The following is a 20,008-nucleotide window of genomic DNA, read 5'->3' as shown; positions in this document are numbered from 1 at the left end:
ACAGCTCCTTTCATGCTTGCCGCTGCTGGGCGGCGAATTCTTTGGATTTGGGGTAAACCTCGAACCACTGGGCGGCGTCCGGCTCGATGGGTTGGCCGGAGCGCTGCCGCTCGGCCAGCTCGCACCACTGCCGGTAGCGCTGGGCGGGAGCGGTCGGCAGGGTGAAGACCTGGGCGGTGGTGGCTTGGGCGGTGGCTGCGGCCGGGCGCGGTTCGTCGATCCGTTCGGCCTGCATTTCGAGGGTCGCGGCGCTGCGCGACCGGAGTTGCTCAGGGGTGATCGTGCCGAGGCCGGGGATGGACAGCGGCGCATCCATTTCCAGGGCATACCCGCCGTCACGCTCGGCGCGAATCTCGTCGAGGTGCGCCAGGGCGCGCTTCTCGCGGGCCTCTGCGCGTTTCTCGCGGGCACGCTCGACATACGAAGCCGGCATGTAGTCGCGGCTGTTGCCGTTCAGCTCTGCTGTGCAGAGGAAGCGGCCCTCGCCGTCGTAGACCCACACCCGGCTGGCGTCGTGGATGTCGTAGCCCACGGCCACCTGGTCGCCGTGGAATTCCTCCAGCTCGCGGGCGAAGTAGCGGTTGCCGATGAACTCCAGTTCGCAGCGGCGGACGGTGCGCAGCACCTGGGGTCGGAACAGCGGCCGGGCCTCGTCGTCGGTGACCCGCATCGGGCTGAAGCCATCGGCTTCGTGGAGCGCCCACGCTTCGTTGGGGGTCATGTGCCGGCGACGACCGGTGTTCGGGTCAACGATGCGCGGCAAGCTGCTGTGCGGCCGGTCGTTGTACTCGGCAATCTGCTGTTCGCAGAACGCGACAAAAGATTCCCAAGACATCAGCGGCATGGTGCCGCCCTTGGCAATGGCCCGGCGAGTCAGCTTGAAGGTGGCCAGCTTGGCCTGGCGGTCCATGTCGGCGCCGATGTAGCCGGGCAGTTCCTTGGCGGCCCGAATCCACAGGCTCTGGTGGACGCGCTCAATCACGCCCCGCGCCTGGCTGTTGTAGGGCAGGCTGTTTTTCATGTCGATGCCCAGGCGGCCCATAAGGCCGACCGCCTCGTCGCGCATCATGTGGTTTACGTAGCCTGAGCCGTTGTCCACGTAGAAGATGGCCGGAATGCCGCCCTTGGTGCAGGCGTCGCGCAGGGCATCGACCACCACCAGGGCCGACTCGGCCAGGCCGGTGGACCATCCCGGAATTCGACGGGTACGGATGTCGATGATGGTGGTGATTTCCGGCCGGAAGGGCCGGCCGTGCATCGGGTGCTGGACCTCGGCGTCGAACGTGTGGCCGTCGCAGGAATAGACGTCGGTCGGGAGTAGCTTGGTGAAGTCGCGGCGAATGAACGGGCGCAGCGCCTTGATTTCATGCTCACCCATGCGCCCGACCTCGCGGCTGACGTTGCCGACCTTGCGCAGGAACGCATAGACCTGGTCCAGGCTGGGCATTTGCCCCTGCCAGTGCTTCTCCAGCAGTGCATGGGCAGCGCGGGCGCTGCGCTTCTCCGGCCCTTGGTAGATCGTCATGAAGGCAGGCGCCCAGTCGGGAACGCTCATGTCCGGGCGGCGGACCTTCGGCACCAGGGCGCCACGCTCGGCCTGGTCCAGGAAGCGCTCCAGGCTACGCACGCTCGGCAGGCCATCCGCGCTCGGGCGGCCGCGAGGATCGCGGGCCATCTTGAGCATGGCGAGCAGCTGCGGCTCGACCTGGCCGAGGCGCGCCATGTCCAGCATCAGGGTGATGGAGCGTTTCCGGCTGTAGCCGGTGCGGGCCATCATCAGGTCCAGGGCGTGCAGCACCCCCTGGCGGGCGTCGGCGACCAGCTGCTGGCGGTTGGTTTCGACCAGGGCCAGCTGCGTCTCCTGGCGGACCACCTTGGTGGCCACCTCGCCCAGGGCGGCGTTCAGCAGCGCGGCGCGGGTTTCCTCGGGGAGGCTGGAAATGTGGTATTCACGCCCACCGCCTCTACCCATGTGCTTTCTTTGCTGCCAGGAGTCACGGGTGGCGCGACTATTGATGCCTTGAACCGTGCCAGGCAGTCCGGGCAGGCCGGCCAGCTTCTGTGCGGAGAACCATTCACTCATGGTCGCCCCCGACAGCTTTGCGCTGGGCGATCAGGGCGTCACCGAGGGCCAAGGCCGCCGATTCGAGCCAGTCCAGTGCGTCCCGATAGGAACGGTTGTGAACGGTGCTTTCGTCCGTAGCGCTGGCCTCTTTGACTAGGTTCCAGAACTCGGTGGCGTTCCGCAGGTTGTCGAGCAGCGGTTTGAGGTCGGTGTTTGTCATCACGGCTCCCCCAGGATTCGTTTCAGCTCACGCGCCTGCCGACCCGCTTCCTCGCGGGTCCGCTCCAGGCGGCCCAGTTCGGCGAGCAGTGCGTCTCGGCCATAGGCCACGCGACCACCCCGCACATCGACCAGCCAGTTGGTCAGCAGGTGGCTCGCGCAGACGTCCTCCAGGAGGGCGGCGCGGTAAAAAGGCAAGTTGTGATCAACTCGGGCGGGACTCGACCAGGCGTCGAGCATGTTCTTGCTCACGTCATCGCCGGAGAGGCGCGACATGCGGGCGGCAATCTCGTAACGGTCGAGGTTGGCGGCCTTCAGTATTTCGCTGACCAGCTCGCTGACCTGGGCGGCGTAGTTGCACTCACCGGGTATAGCGCGAGCTGGCTGCGGAACATCGAAGATGTCCAGGGTGCGGTCGTCTTTGCGGCGGGCCATGTTCAAGCCCCCGCGTCGGCTTTACGCTGCGCTTGGTCAGCGTATCTGTTATTTTTCCCGGATCGGCATATGACACTGTCATATGCCTTGAGGGTTTCCGAACGATTGGGCCGTTGCCGCTTCGGATTCTCGTCGTCGAGCCAGCGCTCAGGCCACAGCACCAGGGGGCTGAGGTCGAGTACAGCAGCGATGGCGCGCTCTACCCGAGGGTAGGGATTCAGCTTGGCGTTTTTGACTGCCGGGCTGGAGACGTCGAGGGAGCGGGCCACCTCGGCCAGGGACGACCCCCTGGCGCGGAGCTGGTATTTGATCCACTCCCAGCGGACGTTGTTGTCGCGGGGTATTTCGGTTCTGTTCATGCCTACGTTCCATCTCAACCACCGTGCCGGGTGGTTTTTTAGGGGTGTCTAACGTGACTTAGGGCATAAACATAGCGCTATAGAAGTTGAAAAACAAGCTCTATAGCGGTTTTCAAGTTCTATAGGATGTGGTTTTCGATCTCTATAGAATTAATATCAATTAAATCAAATAGTTAGGTCTACATGAAAACGCGTAGCGAGCGCACCGCCAGCCTTTCAAGTTCCGCAACCGAACCTGAAAATGACGCTGCTTTCATCGAAAGGCTGCGCTCCATTGTCGCTATAGCAGGGAGCGCAAGTGCTTTAGCGAGGAATGCTGGAATCTCCCAAGGCGGGTTGCAGAGGTACCTGAAAGGCGGGGAACCCACCCGGAGAGTGCTAATTTCCTTGGCGAAGGCGGCAGGCGTGAGCCTGGGCTGGCTTATGACCGGCGAGGGCAGCCAGAAGTCGGAAGAGCGGGAGGCTACGGGGTCGGACCAATACGTCTACGTCCCCCTGTATGACGCAAGGGTCAGCGCGGGACATGGAAGCTGGAGCGAAGGCGCGCACGTTATTACGCAGCTTGCCTTTACGCGCTACAGCTTGAGTAAGAAGGGGTTAGAGCCAACCAGGATGTCGGCAGTAAGGGTCGGGGGCGACTCCATGGAGCCCCTCCTGTCGGATGGCGACGCCGTTGTTATCGACCATGACCTCAGAACCGTGCGGGATGAAGCGATCTATGTGATTCGGGTCGGGGATCAGCTCTACGCCAAGCGCTTACAACGACAGTTCGATGGCTCTATCGCGATCATCAGCGAAAACAAGGCGTATAAGGACATGGTCGTCCCCAAGGACCAGCTTTCTGACTTGGATATCATTGGCCGCGTTGTCTGGCTTGGTCGATGGATGGTTTAGCGCTCATTCCGTGCCAATTAACGATCAATATTTTGCAGTCCTTGCTCAATCCTGATCGATTTTTTCCAAACTGTCCCACAGTGCCTGTCCGGCTGGAGCCCTAGTGCTATAGGGGCTCTGGCCTATCCCTCCCTCTTTTGGCATGTGTCAAAACAGTCACCTCCCCACAACGGATGGGTTCCAAGGCCGTGAGGGATGAATACCCGCCATGAAACGGGTGGGCTTCGAGGCCGCGTAGGGCGAATAACCGCGTGCGGTTATCCGCCATGAAACGCCGGCGCAGCGGTGTCGTCACGGTTGCAGGTAGCGGTGCTTCCAGCCTCCTTCGTCGCGGTCGTAGCGCAGGCGCTCGTGCAGCCGCTCGGTGCCGTTGCCCCAGAACTCCACCGACTCCAGGCACAGTTCGAACAGGCAGTAGCCCGGCGGGCGCGGCAGCGGGCCATCGGTTTCCGCCAGGCGCCGGGCTTCGGCGCGCAGGGCGTGGATGTCGGCGAGGGTTTCGCTCTGCCGCGAGGCGATCGACATCGGGTGGGTCTGGTACGGGCGGCTCAGCCACTGGGCGTCGGCACGCTCGTCGGGCAGGCGTTCGGCGCGGCCGTTGAGGATGATCTGCTGGCTGCTCTCGCGCCAGTACAGCACCCCCGAGGCCCAGGGGTTCTGCGCCAGTTCGCGGCCCTTCTGGCTATCGGCGTGGGTGGCGAACACCACCCCGCGCTCGCCCAGCTCGGCGATCACCACGATCCGCGTCGACGGCCGGCCCAGCCCGTCGACCGTGGCCAGGGCCAGTGCCCGCGGCTCGCGCACGCCATAGCGGCGGGCGCGTTCCAGCCAGTTGCGCAGCACCTCCATGGGGTTCGCCGGCGGCGCCTCGAACTCCGGGAAAGGGGCTTCGATGGTCCCGGTGAGGGACTCGGAAATGTTCGCGTTGACGCCCATCATGGCGTTCCTCCGTTCTGCCCGTTCACAGGTAGGCCCGGCCTTCGGCGAAGGCCGCGCCGTTGCCCGACACTTCCACCGCCGAGACCCGCTCGCCGGCGCCCTCGGCGCGGGCGTACATGCGCGACGGCCGGCCGATCTCGACGCCCTGGAGGATCTCGATCTGCTGCCCGTAGGGGATCTGCCGGTGGCGCGCCAGGTGGATCGCCAGCGGCCCGGCGGCGGAACCGGTGGCGGCGTCCTCGACCACGCCATAGGCCGGCGAGAACATGCGGCTGCGCCAGTGCCGCCCGGCGCCGGCGAAGCAGTTCACCGCCAGGTCCGGGAAGTCGCACAGCGCGCGGTGGTCGGGGTGCAGCGCGGACAGCGCGGCGACGCTCTCCAGGCCGACGAACACGTGGCGCGGGCCGTTGCGGTAGACCTCGATGGGAAAGGTCGAGCCCTTCAGGCCGAGGGCGGCGAGCAGCTCGGCCGGGCGGCTGAAGTGCTCCCAGGTGGGGATCGGCTGCTGCATGCTGCAGGCCACCACCTTGCCGTCCTGGCGCTCCAGGGCGAAGGGCACGGTGCCCATCCTGGTCTCCAGGAACAGCCTGTCCTTGTCGGTCTCGGCGCCCAGGGCGATGGCGGTGCCCAGCAGCGGGTGGCCGGCGAACGGCAGTTCGTTGACCGGGGTGAAGATGCGGATGCGCGCGTCGCCGTCCTGTTGCGGGCGGAGCACGAAGGTGCTCTCCGACAGGTTCATCTCCCGCGCCATGCGCTGCATGCGCTCGCCGCTGAGGTCGTCGCAGTCGAAGAACACCGCCACCGGGTTGCCTTGCAGCGGTTCGCTGGCGAAGGCGTCTATCACGACATATCTGTGCATGGGCTCTCCTGGCTCAGGGCCGCCGCTCGACCAGCGCGTGGCGCAGCAGGTCGGCGATGATGCGCGGACCCTCGCGGGTCAGCACCGATTCGGGGTGGAATTGCATGGAGGCGAAGCGCGGCCCGCGCAGGGCATGGACCTCGCCGGTCTCGCGGTCGCGGCTGATCTCGATCGGGCCGACCTCGGGGATCTCGATGCGGTCCTGCAGGGCGCGCGCGGCGAAGGTGTTGTAGAAGCCGACACGCTCGGCGGCGCCGAACAGGTCGATCTGTTTCTGCACGCCCTGGTTGGGCTCCTGCCGGCGTTGCAGGTCCAGGCCCAGGCACAGGCTCAGCACCTGGTGGCTCAGGCACACGGCGAGGAACGGCCGGCGCTCGCTGAGCAGCGAACGGATGGCCAGGTGCAGGTGGCCGATCTTCGGCTGGCCGATCTCGGTGGGGTTGCCCGGGCCGGGGCCCATGATCACCAGGTCGTAGCCGTCGAACGAGTACGGCTCCTGGAAGCCGCGCACGGTCACCGTCAGGCCCAGCGACTTGAGCTGCTTGGCGATCATCGAGGTGAAGGTGTCCTCGGCGTCGACGATCAGCACCTCGCGTCCGGACAGGTCGGCCTGCAACTGCTGGCGCTCGCTGGCGCCGCGCAGCCAGAAGTCGGCGATCGGCGCGTTGCGGCTGGCCAGCGCCGCCACTACGTGCGGGTGCGAGCCCAGGCGCTGCGGCGCCTGGCTCTTCAGCGCGGCGATCAGCCCGGAAGCCTTGGCCCGGCTTTCCGCCGCCTCGCCCAGGGGATCGGAGTGACGCACGATGGTCGAGCCGACGCCGATGCGCAGGCGGCCGTCGCCCTCGATCTCGGCGGTGCGGATCAGGATTGCCGAGTCCAGCGTGCGCCCGCCCTGGCCGTCGCCGCCGATCAGCGCCGCCACCCCGCTGTAGTAGCCGCGACCCTGCGGCTCGTAGCGGCGGATCACCCGGCAGGCGCTTTCCAGCGGGCTGCCGGTGACGGTCGGGGCGAACAGCGTCTCGCGCAGCACCTCGCGCACGTCGCGGCTGGTCTGGCCCTCGATGAAGTACTCGGTGTGCGCCAGGTGCGCCATCTCCTTGAGGTAGGGACCGAGCACCCGGCCGCCGTCCTCGCAGATCCGCGCCATCATCTTCAGCTCCTCGTCCACCACCATGTACAGCTCGTCGGCTTCCTTGCGGTTGTCGAGGAATTCCATGACCTCGGCCAGGTTCGGCCCGGCCGGCGGGTAGCGGTAGGTGCCGCTGATCGGGTTCATCACCGCCAGGCCGTCGCGCACGCTGATGTGCCGCTCGGGCGAGGCGCCGACCAGGGTACGTTCGCCGGTGTGGACGATGAAGGTCCAGTAGGCGCCCTTCTCGCGCAGCAGCAACTGGCGGAAGAAACTCAGCGCGCTGGCCGTGGCGTAGCCGTCGATGCGCGCCTGGAAGCGCCGCTTGATCACGAAGTTGGCGCCTTCGCCGCGACCGATCTCGTCGGCGATGACCCGCCCGACCACTTCGGCGTAGGCCTCGTCGTCGAGGTCGAAAGCTTCCTCGCTCAGTTCCAGCGCCTGGTTCGGCAGCAGCGCCAGGGCCTGCTCCAGCGGCAGCAGTTCCTGCTCCAGAACCTTCAGCGCCAGCAGCGGCGTACCGTCGTCGAGCGCCTCGAAGCCGCGCTCGGCGATCTGCCGGTAGGGAATCAGCGCCAGCAGGTCATGGCGCGGCAGGCCCGGGCCGGGCTCGTCCAGCGGCAGGTCGGCCAGGCCGTGCAGTTCGAGCGCCTCGCCGCGGATCACGTCGAGCAGGCCCGGGCCATTGCTTTCCGGGCGGTAGAGCAAGGCGAACGGCGCCGGCCGTTCGAGCAGGCGCTGCAACAGCGATGTGGGCAGGGCGTTCATTCCAGCACCTCGTCGGTGGTGACCACCATCGCGCAGCGGCTGGCGGCGTATTCCAGGGCCATGCGGTGGTGCGCCTCGCTGAAGTCGGCGATGGCGTCGGCCACCAGGAACGGCTGGATGTCGTTGGAGTAGGCGTCGACCGTGGAGATCAGCACCCCGACGTGGGCGTACACGCCGCACAGCACCAGTTGGTCGCGGCCGGCGGCGCGCATCCGCTGGAGCAGGTCGGAGTGGAAGAAGGCGCTGTAGCGCCACTTGGTCAGCAGCCAGTCGTCCGGCCCCGGCGCCAGCTCCTCGACCACCTCGCGGTCGGCCGGACTGGCGCGCATGCCCGGCCCCCAGAAGTCCTTGAGCAGACCGCGCTGCTCCTCGGTCATGCTGCCCGGCTGGGCGGTGTAGGCGATCTGCACGCCCTGCTCGACGCACCAGCGGCGCAGCCGCGCGGCGTTGGCCACCAGCCCGGCGCGCAGGCTCTCGGGCAGCGGGCGCAGGAAGTAGCGCTGCATGTCGTGCACCAGCAGCACCGCGCGCCGCGGCTCCAGGCTCCAGCGCGCCAGGTTGGCCGGCAGCTGCTGGGCGGTCGGCAAGGGATAGGCGGTGATTTCGGGAATGCCGCTCATGCCACGGTCTCCAGGGGGAAGGTTGCGCTCGGGATCGCTTCTGCGCCGGACCAGGCCATCACCGCGCTGAGCGCCTGCCAGGGGTTCAGCCGCGGATCGCAGAGGCTGGTGTAGTGCCGGCTGACCTGGTGCAGGCCGCTGGAATCGGCGACGCACTCGGTGACGTCGTCCGGGGTGGTCTCCAGGTGCAGCCCGGCGGCCACGCCGCCGGAGCCGGACACCGCCAGGCGGAACGCCGCCACCTCCTCGGCGATGCTGCGCACCAGGCGGGTCTTGTTGCCGCAGGGCGCGACGATGGTGTTGCCGTGCATCGGGTCGCTCAGCCAGATCACCGGGTGGCCGGCCGCGCGCACCGCTTCCACCAGCGGCGGCAGGCGCTCGCCGACCTTCTGCGCGCCCATCCGCGCGATCAGCGTCAGGCGCCCCGGCTCGCGGCGCGGGTCGAGGCGCTCGCAGAGCGCCAGCAACTGGTCGCGGCCGATCTCCGGACCGACCTTGCAGGCCACCGGGTTGAGCACCTCGGCCAGCAGCGCCACATGGGCGCCGTCGACCTGGCGGGTGCGCTCGCCGATCCACGGCCAGTGGGTCGAACCGAGATAGACCCGGCGCTGCTCGTCCTCGCGCAGCATCGACAGCTCGTAGTCGAGCAGCAGCATCTCGTGGCTGGTCCAGACCGGCGAGGCATTCGCCTCCTGCCCGGACGCGGCGTCCCAGCCCAGGTGGCGCATGATGTTGCGCGCCGCCGCGTAGCCCTTGAGGATCCGCTGCGGATCGGCCCGGCGCTGCTCGGCATGGGCCTCGCGGCCGTTGACCATGTCGCCGCGATAGACCGGCAGAGTCTGCTCGCCGACCTGCTCGTGCGGCTTGGAACGCGGCTTGGCGTACTGCCCGGCGATGCGCCCGACGCGGATCACCGGCCGCCGGCCGGCCAGGCGCAGGGCGCCGGCCAGCAGTTCCAGCACGGCGGCCTTGCGCGCCACGTTCTCGGCATGGTGGTCGTCCATGTCCTCGGCGCAGTCGCCGCACTGCACCACCAGCGCCTCGCCGCGGGCGACCCGCGCCAGGGTCGCGCGCAGGGCCAGTATGTCGCCGGCGCGGATCAGCGCCGGACTGCCGCGCAGGTACGCCTGCACGTCGCGCAGGCGCGACGGATCGCCCCATTCGGGTTGCTGCAGCGCTTCGCAGCGCCGTACGCGTTGCAATAGATCGTCCATAGTTCACCCCTTCCAGGATGGCCTCAGGTGGGAATGCCTTCGCGTTTGATCTGCGGGACCGGAATGCTCAGGGCGCGCAATTGCTGGAAGACGTTCATGAATTCGCGGTTGCGCTTGATCTTGCCGTCGTCCAGCTCGAAGGAATGCAGGAAGTGGTTCTCGTAGTAACCCTCGGGATACCCGGGGAAGAGGATCTTGCCGTGGCCGTCGCACTCGACCCAGAAGTGGTTGGGATCGTCGGTCTCGAAGACCTTGATGTTGTACCACTCCCAATCCGGGAAGCATTTCAGCGACCACCCCGCGTGCTGGGCCAGCTTGTCCTTGCCACGAATGACGATGGGCGAGCCGGTATCGGTGGTCCATAAACCGCCACAGCCGTCCTCGACGAAAAGTTCATGGCGGCGCAGGCGATCCTGGCCTTTGGTGTTCATATACTTGACCACCGTCTCGCGATTCTTCCTGCGCAACTCCACGGCGTCTTCGAAACCTTGGGGAATAGCATTATCGAGCATCGTCATATCTCCTCTTGAATTGGAATAATCATTAATCAGGTGGGAATGCCGTCACGTTTTATTTGCGGAACGGCTATTCCCAATGCACGCAATTTCTGCATCGGGTTCATGAACTCGCGATTGCGTTTTATCCGGCCGTTCTCGAGTTCGAAGGAATGGATGTAGTGGTTCTCGCAATAGCCCTGCGGATACCCCGGGACCAGCGCCTTGCCGCGCCCGTCGCACTCGACCCAGAAGTGGTTCGGATCCTCGGTCTCGAAGATCCGCACGTTGTGCCACTCCCAGTCGGGGAAGCAGCGCTCGAGCCACTCTGCGAGCCGCCTGAGGCTCTCATGGCCCCGGAAAACCAGGGGTTCGCCGCTTTCCGTGGTCCAGTTGCCGGCGCAGCCGTCCTCGACGAACAGGCTGTGCCGCTGCAACCGTTCGGCCCCCTTCATGCGCATGTAGTGCTCGACCGTGGCACGGTTGCGCCGCCGTAATTCCAGGTTGTCGGTAAACCCTTTCAACCGTTGGTACTCTCGCATGGTGCGAATCTCCGCCAGTTCGAATCGACTGGCATCCATACCGGAAAGAAGACATCGGGATGACAGGCCGGAGAAATTGCCGTGAAACTTTTTCCGGGCAAAAGTTGCCCACTTCGGAGCGTCTCCAAAGTTTCAACTAATGCCGAATTGCCATGACCGAATGTTTCGCCTGAAACCCAGTTGTAACCAGATTTGACAGGGGACAAACTTATAAACGCTTTTTTGCAATAGCCATAACCCCTTAAAAATTACAGGTGTGGGGCATCGATTCCGTTCTATTCTTTGGCCGGTTTGCCAAGCGTCCGGAAAGTTGCACTAGCGTGCCGGACAACAGGAGGACGGGCGCAATGGCGAAGGGGCAGCGGGGAAACGCTGCCGGTGGGAAGGCTGCGCTCAGGCAACCGGCGCAAACGCTATCCGGCCATTCGGTGAATGGCCGGACGCTTGCGTGGCGGCCTCGCTAGGCGACGAGGCGTCGATTCAGTTGAGCAGGCCGATGGCGTAGGCCTTCATGGTGGCCTCCGCCTTGTTGCTGGAGTTGAGCTTGCGCATCGCATTGACGATATGGAATTTCACCGTGCGCTGGTCGATCGACAGGATCAGGCCGATCTCGCCGTAGGTCTTGCCCACCGCGGTCCACTTGAGCATCTCGGTTTCCCTGGCGGTCAGGCGCACATTGCTTTCCGGAACGATGCGCGGCGCCAGCAGGTCGCCGAAGGTAGCCTGCAGCATGCTGGTGATCCAGAGCAGGAAGGATTCCTTCTCCAGGATTTCCGTAGCGGCGATGCTCTCGCTGGAACGCACCAGGGACAGCATGCTGATCAGCCCGTACTTGCCGCGGACCGGGATCGACCAGCCGTGACGGATGCCGTGATGCAGCGCTTCCTCCCAGAAGAAACGGTTCTCCTGGAAGTCTTCGCCATTCCAGATCAGCGGGGTGTATTCCAGGAGACCATGGCGCACGATCGGGTCGATGGATGTGTAGTCTTCGGAGATATATCTGCTTTTCCATTCCCCTGGGTAATTGGACAAGAAATGATATTTAGGCGCGGTCAGCGGGAAAGGCGCCCGCGCACCGAATGAAAAGAATTCGAATCCATAATTACCGCATATCTCGAGAACCAGGGAGAAGAACTCTTCCTCGGTTGTTATTCTTGACAAAATCTCGAGATATCCCTCTCTCTCATCATGCATGCCAGCTTCACCAGTCAACAATCGATCCCGGCAGGATTCGGTTCTTCAGCGTTTTTATTCTTTTTTGTTTCCGTCTTATCCACTCATGACAATTCCCTTTATCAAGCCGGACCTGGAAGTACATATCGCCGCCGGCCCTGTGCGGGTGTTCCGGACGAGGTCGAGCCCATTCGCCGCCCGCCGGGCGACGACGAAACGAGGCTGAAGAGAATTTCTCGATGAGCACGGACACGAGGCGCCGCGCAGGAACTGCGCTGTGCTGGAGGGGACGGCGCCCCGGATCTTTGCGGAAACCGTAGAACGGCTCTCCGATGGGCCTCACGGCGGTCTTTCTCATTGTTCTTCTCGCACGCTCCATCGTCGTCGGGAGGGCCTCCCGACAACAAACCTTGGCCCATGGCGGGCCTCGTCGACGAGGCTCCCCGGGGACCAGAAATGGCAACTACATACTTCCCCCCCTATCTCTCCGCAGATACCTGCCCGGAAGGGCAGGTTGTCCCTGCCGGGCTGTGACAATTTAATTCGACCAGGCATTTCATTGTCCGTGCCGATTTTCACGAAGCGCATTCTGAGGCAATTAAAAAGAGCGCTCCATTCGACCATGGACAAGCTATCCACGCCTGACCGAGATCGCCTTCCGAATATAGCGAAGCGATAACCGCAGCCTGCCGAGAAGTGCTTCAGACAATAAACAGGACGCTGGCCTTTCGTATCGATGAAAGTTCCGCATGGCGTCCGCCCCTAAGGAAGAGGAGATAAATATGATTTATTACTTGATCGGAGTGGCGCTATTCATCTTCATGCTGGAACAGTTGGTTCCCGGCTGGAAATTGCCCAAGGTGAGCACCTGGGTGGCCCGGGTGATCTTCCTCAACATCGTCCAGGTGTCGATCGCCCTGCTCGCCGGCATCACCTGGAACAAATGGATGATGGGGCACAGCCTGCTGCACACCTCGGATGCCCTGCCACCACTGCTGGCCGGCTTCGCCGCCTACTTCGTCAACACCTTCGTCACCTACTGGTGGCATCGCGCGCGCCACGCCAACGACACGCTCTGGCGGCTGTTCCACCAGTTGCACCACGCGCCGCAACGCATCGAGGTATTCACCTCCTTCTACAAGCATCCGACCGAGATGGTCTTCAACTCGCTGCTGGGCAGCTTCGTCGCCTACGTGGTGATGGGCATCAGCATCGAGGCCGGCGCCTACTACATCATGTTCGCTGCGCTCGGCGAGATGTTCTACCACTCGAACCTGCGCACCCCGCACGTCCTCGGCTACCTGTTCCAGCGCCCGGAGATGCACCGCATCCACCACCAGCGCGACCGTCACGAGTGCAACTACAGCGACTTCCCGATCTGGGACATGTTGTTCGGCACCTACGAGAACCCCCGCCGCATCGACGAGCCGCAGGGCTTCGCCGGCGACAAGGAGCAGCAGTTCGTCGACATGCTGCTGTTCCGCGACGTGCACAGCCTCCCCGGAAAAACCCAGCCCGCTCCCGTCCTGGTCAAGCCCGACGTCAGGTGAACGCCATGATTCCAGACATCGATTCCCGTCTCAGCCGGAACATATTGAAATCCATCTCGTATGGCCTCCCCCTCGCCGAAGTGGTCCCCGACCATACCTATGCGCAACTGGAAACGCGCCTCGGCGAACTGAAACGCAGGTATCTGGAGCTGCGCATCTCCCACGGCGCGCGCGAGCTGCCGTTCAGCAACTACCTGTTCTACCTGATCCTCCAGTCGCGCCACCAGGAATTCGACTTCAAGCTGCGCCAGGGCAACTCGGTGGTCACCAACATCCACCGCTTCAAGAGCAAGGGACGCATCCCGTCCCTGACCACCCTGCTCCTGGCCGATGCGGTCAACGCCAAGAGCGAGCTGGAACTCAAGCATCCGGACATCCCGCAGCTCGACCGCCACGCCCGCGACATCGAGCGCTGGCTGGCCGCCGGCAACGTCATGCCGCCCAGCGAGCGGGCCCTGCGCGGCCTGGTTGAGGCGCTGGAGCGCGCCGCTGGCGAAGGCCGTCCGTTGCACCTGGTGAGCGCGGTATGCCCGGACTACTCGCACTCCAGCGATGCCGAGGGCAAGCCGCGCTACACCTTCGAGCGAGTCGGCGACCAGCCCGGCCTGGCCGGCGCCAAGCTGGTCAGCGCCGGGCAGGCGGTGGCGGAGCTGGCCAGGGCGCGCCAGGTGGAGATCCGCCACGCGATCCTCGGCGGCGAGTTCGAATACCTGTCGTTCAACCGCAACCCCGCCACCGGCGAGACCCGCGAGGGTTTCCTCGGCAAGGTCGAGCGCCAGCTCGAGCGGATCGCCGGGGCCCTGCCCTGCCCGGCCGCGACCTGCTCGTTCTTCGAGATGTGCGGCGGCGAGGACGGCTGGCACCGGGCCCACGGCGAGATCGTCCAGCGCCTGGAACAGGGCGACTACGGCCAGACCGGGCTGGACTACCCGGCCCTGGAATCGATCTTCCTGTCGCGCCTGCCGCTCTACGAAAAATGGTTCGCCAGCCAGTCGCGCGAGCAGATCTGGGCCAGCTTCGTCTCCCAGGCCGCCGAGTACGCATTGATGGGAAAACTCTTCGGCGAGCGCTTCGACAACTTCGTCGTGCTGGCCGTCGATCACTACCGGATGGAGCCGTTCTACTCGTTCTTCGCGACCGTCCCGACGCTCTACATCCGAACCGACTACCTGTAACCAGGGAGCGCCTGCGCCATGCAAGATGAACTGTTCAAGACCCGATACTCCAAGTACGGATACGGCATCGACGTGCGCCGTACCTACAAGGACCTGCCCTGCCAGCCGTTCTGGACCTGGGTCACCGGCAAGTCGCTGAACGACCGCCCGCCGCGGCGACCGAAAGACACCCTGCTCAAGCCCTGGCAGCTCTACCTGCACATCAGCTGGGGCTACGCGGTGTTCTTCCTCGCGGTGATCTACGGCCAGCAACTGCTCGCCTCGCAGAAGCCGCTGTGGCTGAAGTGCCTGCTGGGCGCGCTGATCATGTGCCTGGTGGTCAACCGCCAGCGCGGCTTCCTCCATACCTTCCACTACACCACCCATGGCGCCAGCCTGGAGAACAAGGCGCTGGCCCGCTTCACCTGCAAGTGGATCCTGTCGATCCCGATCCTGCACACCCCGCGCGACGAGTACGTGAAGCTGCACGTGAACGAACACCACAGCGTGCGCACCTTCAATACCGAGCACGACGTCGACCTGGTCTTCATGAAGCAGCACGGCTTCTACAAGGGCATGTCCGAGAGCGCCTTCTGGACCCGCCTGGTGCTCGCGCCCTTCCATCCGGCGCGGATCCTCGAGCACCTGAAATTCCGCTTCGACGTCAGCTTCGTCTCCGCCCCGCGCCACGAGCGCGTCAGCCGGGCGCTCTACTGGGCCGCGCTGCTCGGCCTGGTGTACGCCAGCGGCTACCTGGAGGCGTTCGCGCTGTTCTACCTGTTCCCGATCTTCATCCTCACCCAGTACTCGTCGTGGATCCAGCACGTCTCCGAGCACCTCTGGTTCGCCCGCAACGAGCACGGCCTGCCGCGCTTCCTGCACTACGGCTCGCTGAGCTGGGGACGCTTCCTCGGCCGCCCCTACCCGGCCGACAAGCAGGGCCTGGCCTTCGCCCTGGCGTTCGTTCGCTGGAGCCTGGGCGTGCTGCTGATCGACATCCCGCTGCGGGTGTTCTCCTTCATGCAGGACCTGCCCAGCCACGACTTCCACCACCGCAAGCCGGGGGTGAACTTCTGGCGCATCGCGCCGGAGCGCGCGGCCAACGAGGCGCGCCCCTCGAAGTTCGGCCCGATGACCGAGACCTGGGGCATGTGGGAGAACTTCCTGATCCTGCGCGACCACCTCTGCCGCGGCCAGTCGGACCCGTTCGGAATCGTCGACTGGTACCGCGAGAACCATGCCCGGCTCGCTCCGGAGACCGATGCCGCCAACCAGCCCCACACCAACCAACCCGCATCCCAGGCTACCGCCTGATCACACAGGAAACCCCATGAATACTCAGATTGCCCAGATCACCCAGAGCCTGGCAGCCAACGGCTGCGCCTATATCACCCCCAGCGACGCGCTCTACGACGAGCAGGACTGGGAACTGATGAACCAGGTCCTGGCCAACTCGACCCTGCCGTGGGAGAAGATCCTGATCGGCGACGCCGACGAGGAGAACGACCTCTACGTGGCCCGTTTCATGACCGACCGCGACCGTCCCACGGTGGTCAACCATGCGCTGTCGGAGCTGATCATCCCGCGCGTCTGCAACGACAACGTGATGAGCCTGTTCCGCAAGCTGATGGGCGACGACGCCTTCTACGTCCGGCGCATGCAGGTGAACCGGATGAAGGCCGGCTCGTTCATCGGCCGGCACCTGGATACCGACAGCAACCCGGACTACCAGTACTCCATCGTCCTGCAGCTCGGCACCTACTTCTCCGGCGGCCAGTTCGTGGTCTACGACCGCGACGGCAACCTGCGCAACGACATCAAGCCGGAGCCGCGCTCGGTGATCATCAGCGATTGCAGCTATCCCCACGAGGTCCAGCGGGTGACCGCCGGCGAGCGCGTCTCGCTGGTGTTCTTCGTCAGTCGCCATGCGGACCGGAACCGGCGGGTCTATTGACCCGTCGGCGTGGAGACTCGAAGCGATGTCGAAGAACGCACGTTACGCCTGGCGCCTGTCCCTCGGCGGCCTGCTGCTGGGGCTACTGGCCTGCGCGGTCTACCTGCTGGCCGTCCCGCTGGGCTTCAAGTACGGCGAGATCCAGGTCGGCCATGGCCTGGAACACGAGGGGCGGATCGCCTGGGACGCCGCCGGCGTCCCTCATATCCGCGCGCAGAGCCTGGAGGACGGCTATTTCCTGCTCGGCTACAGCCACGCCAGGGATCGCCTGTGGCAGATGGAGTTCGCCCGCCGCTATGCCGGCGGGACGCTCTCCGAAGTGTTCGGCGCCAAGACCCTGCCGATGGACAGGTTCGCCCGCACCCTGGGCTTCCGACGCACCGCCGAAGGCATCTACGCCAACCTGGACGCGCCCACGCGCGTCCTGCTGCAACGCTACAGCGACGGGATCAACGCCTACCTGGAGCTGGCCCCGGCGGCGCTGCCGCTGGAATTCAGCCTGGTGCGCCACGAGCGGCCGGGGCCCTGGGGGCCGGTGGACAGCCTGTCCCTGCACCTGCTCTATTCCTGGACCCTGAGCGCCAACCTGGGCATGCAGTTGCAGCGCCTGGCGCTGGCCGAGCACCTGGACCTGGCGCGGATCAACGAGGTGTTCGCCCCCTATCCGGGCGAGCGGCCGCCGGCCACCCGCGACTACGCCAGCCTGTACCGCTCCCTGCGCGGCACGCCGGACGCCGGCAAGCTGCTGGGGCAACTGCCCGGTTCCAACGTCGAAGGCATCGGTTCGAACAACTGGGTGGTCTCCGCCAGCCGCAGCGCCACCGGCAAGCCGCTGCTGGCCAACGATCCGCACCTGCGCCTGACCAACCCGGCGGCCTTCTACCTGGCCAGCCTGAAGATCCCCGGCCTGAGCCTCACCGGCGCCAACTTCGCCGGCGCCCCGCTGTTCGTCATCGGCCATAACCAGCGCATCGCCTGGGGCTACACCAATACCGGCTCGCACATCCAGGACGCCTACCTGGAGCGCGTCGATCCCCAGGACCCGCGGCGCTACCTGACCCCGGACGGCTACCGGCCCTTCGAGACGCGCCTGGAACGCATCGCCGTGCGCGACGGCGAGCCGGTCTCGCTGGAGGTCCGCAGCACCCGCCACGGCCCGGTGATCAGCGACATCTACGAACCGGCGCGGCTGCCGCAGGCGCAGCGCGACCGGCTGGTGATCGCCCTCGCCTGGACCGGCCTCGACCGTCACGACAAGACCTTCCCGAGCCTGCTGGCGATCAACCGGGCCGAAGGCTGGGAACAGTTCCTCGACGCCGCCGCCGACTTCGGCGTACCGCCGCAGAACATGGTCTATGCCGACGTCGAGGGCAACATCGGCTACGTCTCCGCCGGTCGCGTACCGCTCCGCGGCGCCGACGACGACCTCCATGGCCTGGCCCCCTCGCCCGGCTGGGAGAGCCGCTACGACTGGGTCGGCTACGTTCCGGAAAGCGCCAAGCCACGCAGCCTCAACCCGCGCGAAGGGTTCATCGCCACGGCGAACCAGCGCATCGTGCCGCCCGACAATGCCTTCGACTTCGGCCACGACTGGGTCCTGCCCTACCGCTACGACCGCATCCGCGAGTGGCTCGGCGGCCCCGGCCAGCGCACCCTGGAAGACAGCCTGGAGTTGCAGAACGACGAGTTCTCCAGCGTGATGGCGAGCCTGTTGCCGAAGATGCTGGAGCAGGTCAGCGACCCCGAACTGCGCGCCAGCGAGGCCTTCGCCCTGCTCCAGGGCTGGAACCACCAGGCCGCCGCCGACCTGGCCGCGCCACTGATCGCCGGCTACTGGGTACGCGCCTTCACCCGCGAGCTGCTGCAACCGAGGATCGGCACGCAGTTGCTGGCCAGCGGCTGGAACCAGCGCAACTACGACGGATTCCTCCGGCTGATCCTCGACGGCCAGGCCGACCTGCGCTTCTGGTGCGGCCAGGAACAAGGCTGCGACCTCAAGCTGAACCAGTCGTTGCGCAGCGCCCTCGACGAACTGCGAGCCGCCCACGGAAGCGCGCCGGACGGCTGGAAGTGGGGCGAGGCGCACGCCGCCCTCGCCGAGCACGTGCCCTTCCACAAGACCCCGTTGCGCACGCTGTTCGACCTGAAGAACAACAAGGGCGGCGACAACTTCAGCGTCAACGTCGGGCGCTTCGACTACAGCGACCCGGTCAACCCGTTCAACACCCGGATCGCCGCGACCCTGCGGATGGTCATCGACCTGGCGGACTTCGACAACTCGCGCTACGCGCTGTCCACCCGCAACTCCGGGCTGCCGTTCGACGGTGCCACCGACCTCAACGAACTCTGGGCCCGCGGCGCGTACATCCGTATCGCCGACGACGCCCCCGACGCGACGGACCGCCAGTTGGTCCTGCGCCCTTCAGCCCCTTCCTCCGGCGAGCCACGACCATGACCAGCGATCCGCAGAAAAACGCCTTCGACCTCGACTACTCCAGCCGCGAACGGCAGTTCCCCGAGGGCTTCAAGCGCAAGATAGTCGCCGACCTGCAAGAGGGAATGCCGCAGTTCGACGTGCTGCAATACTTCGGCAACCAGCCGGATATCTTCGAGACCTACGACCACCTGGTATTGGCGACCGACCCGGAGGGCGAACGGATCATTGGCATCCTGGGCGCGAAGGACTTCGTCCGCGGCTCGACGCGCTTCCTCTACCTGTGGACGGCGATGGTGGTCGACCGCTACCACCGCACCAGCCTGTTCAAGCGGATCAACCAGTTCTTCCTGCGCCAGGTCAGCGAGCGCAACGGCGGGCTGCCGCCGCTGATCGTGGCGAAGACCTACAACCCGGTGGTCTACAACATGTTCCGCGCCCTCAGCGCGCGGATCCCGGGAGCGACGCTGTACCCGGACCTGGAAGCGCCGCGCCAGAGCCCGGACATGGTCGACCTGGCCCTCGACGTGGTCGGCACGCTGTCCGCCAACCTGCGCCTGGATGCGGAAACCGGCCTGATACCCGGCGGGCAACGCAGCGTCGCCCCGGATTTCTTCCCGCGCATGGCGATGTCCAGCCACGCCAGGACCAACGACCACTTCGTCGCCCACGTCGGCAGCAGCGACCAGATCCTCTGCATGGTCCGCCTCGCGCCCGGTGCCGAACCCTACGTGCAGCAGAGGATCATCCGGTGAGCGGACTCGCGCAGCGCTCCGACGACCCGTGGCTGGCGGCGCTGCCGGCCGCGGTGCTCTACGGCGCCTGGGCGGCCTATGCCAACCAGGACGGCGGCCTGGCCGGGATGGGCGTCGCCGCCCTGCTCCAGGGCGCCGCGAGTCTCCTGGCGACGCGCTTCGGCCTGTACCTGTTGCAATGTCTCGGCCGCCGCCACGGCCTTGCGCAACGCCAGGCGCCCCTGCTGGTGGTGCTCCTGCTGACCGCGCCGATGGCCGCGCTGCACTGGCTCTCGGGCACGCCGCATCCATTGGCGAGCGTGGCGCCATCGTTCGTCATCGGCTGGCTCTACTTCGCCCTCTGGGCGCGCCGCCGCCCGGGTCGCCGGCAAGCCAGCGGCGCCTAACCGGCGCCCCCGCTCGAGCCGTTCCCCGTCGGCGGGATCGGCCCGTATACTCGGAGCCTTCCTAT

General features: G+C 65.7%; 20 protein-coding genes. 8 read left to right on the top strand and 12 right to left on the bottom strand.

Features of this window, described 5'->3' with window-relative positions; all coding sequences use genetic code 11:
• Positions 1-10: 10 nt before the first annotated feature.
• The 4 genes from VQ065_RS14825 to VQ065_RS14810 are packed head-to-tail and all read right to left on the bottom strand — an operon-like array spanning position 11 to position 3,078.
• Positions 11-2,083 carry a DNA-binding protein gene (locus VQ065_RS14825; protein WP_340080419.1) on the bottom strand — a complete coding sequence of 691 codons (2,073 nt, stop codon included), beginning with the start codon at positions 2,081-2,083 and terminating at the stop codon, positions 11-13.
• Positions 2,076-2,285 carry a hypothetical protein gene (locus VQ065_RS14820; protein ID WP_015649674.1) on the bottom strand — a complete coding sequence of 70 codons (210 nt, stop codon included), beginning with the start codon at positions 2,283-2,285 and terminating at the stop codon, positions 2,076-2,078. The genes VQ065_RS14825 and VQ065_RS14820 overlap by 8 nt, the downstream gene beginning before the upstream one ends.
• On the bottom strand, positions 2,285-2,719 hold the full coding sequence (locus VQ065_RS14815) for a hypothetical protein (RefSeq protein WP_015649675.1): 435 nt from the start codon (positions 2,717-2,719) through the stop codon (positions 2,285-2,287). Before VQ065_RS14815 ends, VQ065_RS14820 begins: the two co-directional genes overlap by 1 nt.
• 2 nt (positions 2,720-2,721) lie before the next feature.
• Positions 2,722-3,078: a helix-turn-helix domain-containing protein gene (locus VQ065_RS14810; protein WP_015649676.1), complete on the bottom strand. Its 357-nt coding sequence runs from the start codon at positions 3,076-3,078 to the stop codon at positions 2,722-2,724.
• Between the two features lie 183 nt (positions 3,079-3,261).
• Between VQ065_RS14810 and VQ065_RS14805 the strand changes: the two genes are divergently transcribed.
• Positions 3,262-3,972, top strand: coding sequence for an XRE family transcriptional regulator (locus VQ065_RS14805; protein ID WP_223193921.1), 711 nt, complete (start codon positions 3,262-3,264; stop codon positions 3,970-3,972).
• Between the two features lie 291 nt (positions 3,973-4,263).
• Here VQ065_RS14805 and phzG read toward each other — a convergent pair whose 3' ends face one another.
• The 8 genes from phzG to qscR all read right to left on the bottom strand — a co-directional run bounded on the left by phzG (position 4,264) and on the right by qscR (position 11,731).
• Positions 4,264-4,908, bottom strand: coding sequence for a phenazine biosynthesis FMN-dependent oxidase PhzG (phzG, locus tag VQ065_RS14800; RefSeq protein WP_123186623.1), 645 nt, complete (start codon positions 4,906-4,908; stop codon positions 4,264-4,266).
• A 25-nt stretch (positions 4,909-4,933) separates the two neighbouring features.
• Complete coding sequence (gene phzF, locus VQ065_RS14795; protein WP_003093628.1) at positions 4,934-5,770, bottom strand: phenazine biosynthesis protein PhzF; 837 nt, start codon at positions 5,768-5,770, stop codon at positions 4,934-4,936.
• Positions 5,771-5,783: 13 nt separating this feature from the next.
• A complete protein-coding gene (gene phzE / locus VQ065_RS14790; RefSeq protein WP_003117653.1) occupies positions 5,784-7,667 on the bottom strand; it encodes a phenazine biosynthesis protein PhzE in 1,884 nt (627 codons plus the stop codon).
• Positions 7,664-8,287: a phenazine biosynthesis protein PhzD gene (gene phzD, locus VQ065_RS14785; RefSeq protein ID WP_003093625.1), complete on the bottom strand. Its 624-nt coding sequence runs from the start codon at positions 8,285-8,287 to the stop codon at positions 7,664-7,666. Before phzD ends, phzE begins: the two co-directional genes overlap by 4 nt.
• The gene (gene phzC, locus VQ065_RS14780; RefSeq protein ID WP_003093621.1) at positions 8,284-9,501 is read right to left on the bottom strand and encodes a phenazine biosynthesis protein PhzC; all 1,218 of its coding nucleotides are present in this window, start codon (positions 9,499-9,501) and stop codon (positions 8,284-8,286) included. Before phzC ends, phzD begins: the two co-directional genes overlap by 4 nt.
• A gap of 23 nt (positions 9,502-9,524) precedes the next feature.
• Positions 9,525-10,013, bottom strand: coding sequence for a phenazine biosynthesis protein PhzB (phzB, locus tag VQ065_RS14775; protein ID WP_014603724.1), 489 nt, complete (start codon positions 10,011-10,013; stop codon positions 9,525-9,527).
• A 35-nt stretch (positions 10,014-10,048) separates the two neighbouring features.
• On the bottom strand, positions 10,049-10,537 hold the full coding sequence (gene phzA / locus VQ065_RS14770; protein ID WP_003117657.1) for a phenazine biosynthesis protein PhzA: 489 nt from the start codon (positions 10,535-10,537) through the stop codon (positions 10,049-10,051).
• Positions 10,538-11,017: 480 nt separating this feature from the next.
• Positions 11,018-11,731, bottom strand: coding sequence for a quorum-sensing transcriptional repressor QscR (gene qscR / locus VQ065_RS14765; RefSeq protein ID WP_003118960.1), 714 nt, complete (start codon positions 11,729-11,731; stop codon positions 11,018-11,020).
• A 761-nt stretch (positions 11,732-12,492) separates the two neighbouring features.
• On the opposite strand from qscR, the gene VQ065_RS14760 reads away from it, so the two are divergent.
• From VQ065_RS14760 to VQ065_RS14730, 7 genes are read left to right on the top strand one after another with little or no spacing between them, the layout of a single operon-like run.
• Positions 12,493-13,260 carry a sterol desaturase family protein gene (locus tag VQ065_RS14760; protein ID WP_003102692.1) on the top strand — a complete coding sequence of 256 codons (768 nt, stop codon included), beginning with the start codon at positions 12,493-12,495 and terminating at the stop codon, positions 13,258-13,260.
• Positions 13,261-13,265: 5 nt separating this feature from the next.
• Positions 13,266-14,435 (top strand): hypothetical protein, encoded by a 1,170-nt coding sequence (locus tag VQ065_RS14755; protein WP_003088150.1) that lies wholly within the window; start codon positions 13,266-13,268, stop codon positions 14,433-14,435.
• A gap of 18 nt (positions 14,436-14,453) precedes the next feature.
• On the top strand, positions 14,454-15,728 hold the full coding sequence (locus VQ065_RS14750) for a fatty acid desaturase (RefSeq protein WP_003088148.1): 1,275 nt from the start codon (positions 14,454-14,456) through the stop codon (positions 15,726-15,728).
• A 16-nt stretch (positions 15,729-15,744) separates the two neighbouring features.
• Positions 15,745-16,368, top strand: coding sequence for a 2OG-Fe(II) oxygenase (locus VQ065_RS14745; protein WP_003088147.1), 624 nt, complete (start codon positions 15,745-15,747; stop codon positions 16,366-16,368).
• A gap of 25 nt (positions 16,369-16,393) precedes the next feature.
• Positions 16,394-18,823: a penicillin acylase family protein gene (locus VQ065_RS14740; protein WP_003088146.1), complete on the top strand. Its 2,430-nt coding sequence runs from the start codon at positions 16,394-16,396 to the stop codon at positions 18,821-18,823.
• Positions 18,820-19,557: a hypothetical protein gene (locus tag VQ065_RS14735; protein WP_003088145.1), complete on the top strand. Its 738-nt coding sequence runs from the start codon at positions 18,820-18,822 to the stop codon at positions 19,555-19,557. Before VQ065_RS14740 ends, VQ065_RS14735 begins: the two co-directional genes overlap by 4 nt.
• Positions 19,554-19,943, top strand: coding sequence for a hypothetical protein (locus tag VQ065_RS14730; RefSeq protein WP_003088144.1), 390 nt, complete (start codon positions 19,554-19,556; stop codon positions 19,941-19,943). The genes VQ065_RS14735 and VQ065_RS14730 overlap by 4 nt, the downstream gene beginning before the upstream one ends.
• Positions 19,944-20,008 lie beyond the last annotated feature (65 nt).

This window comes from Pseudomonas sp. KBN10P06128 (assembly GCF_037574945.1).
GTDB lineage: Bacteria > Pseudomonadota > Gammaproteobacteria > Pseudomonadales > Pseudomonadaceae > Pseudomonas > Pseudomonas aeruginosa.
The sequence above is the reverse complement of the archived record's forward strand: the minus strand, read 5'-3'. Positions and strand labels throughout refer to the sequence as shown.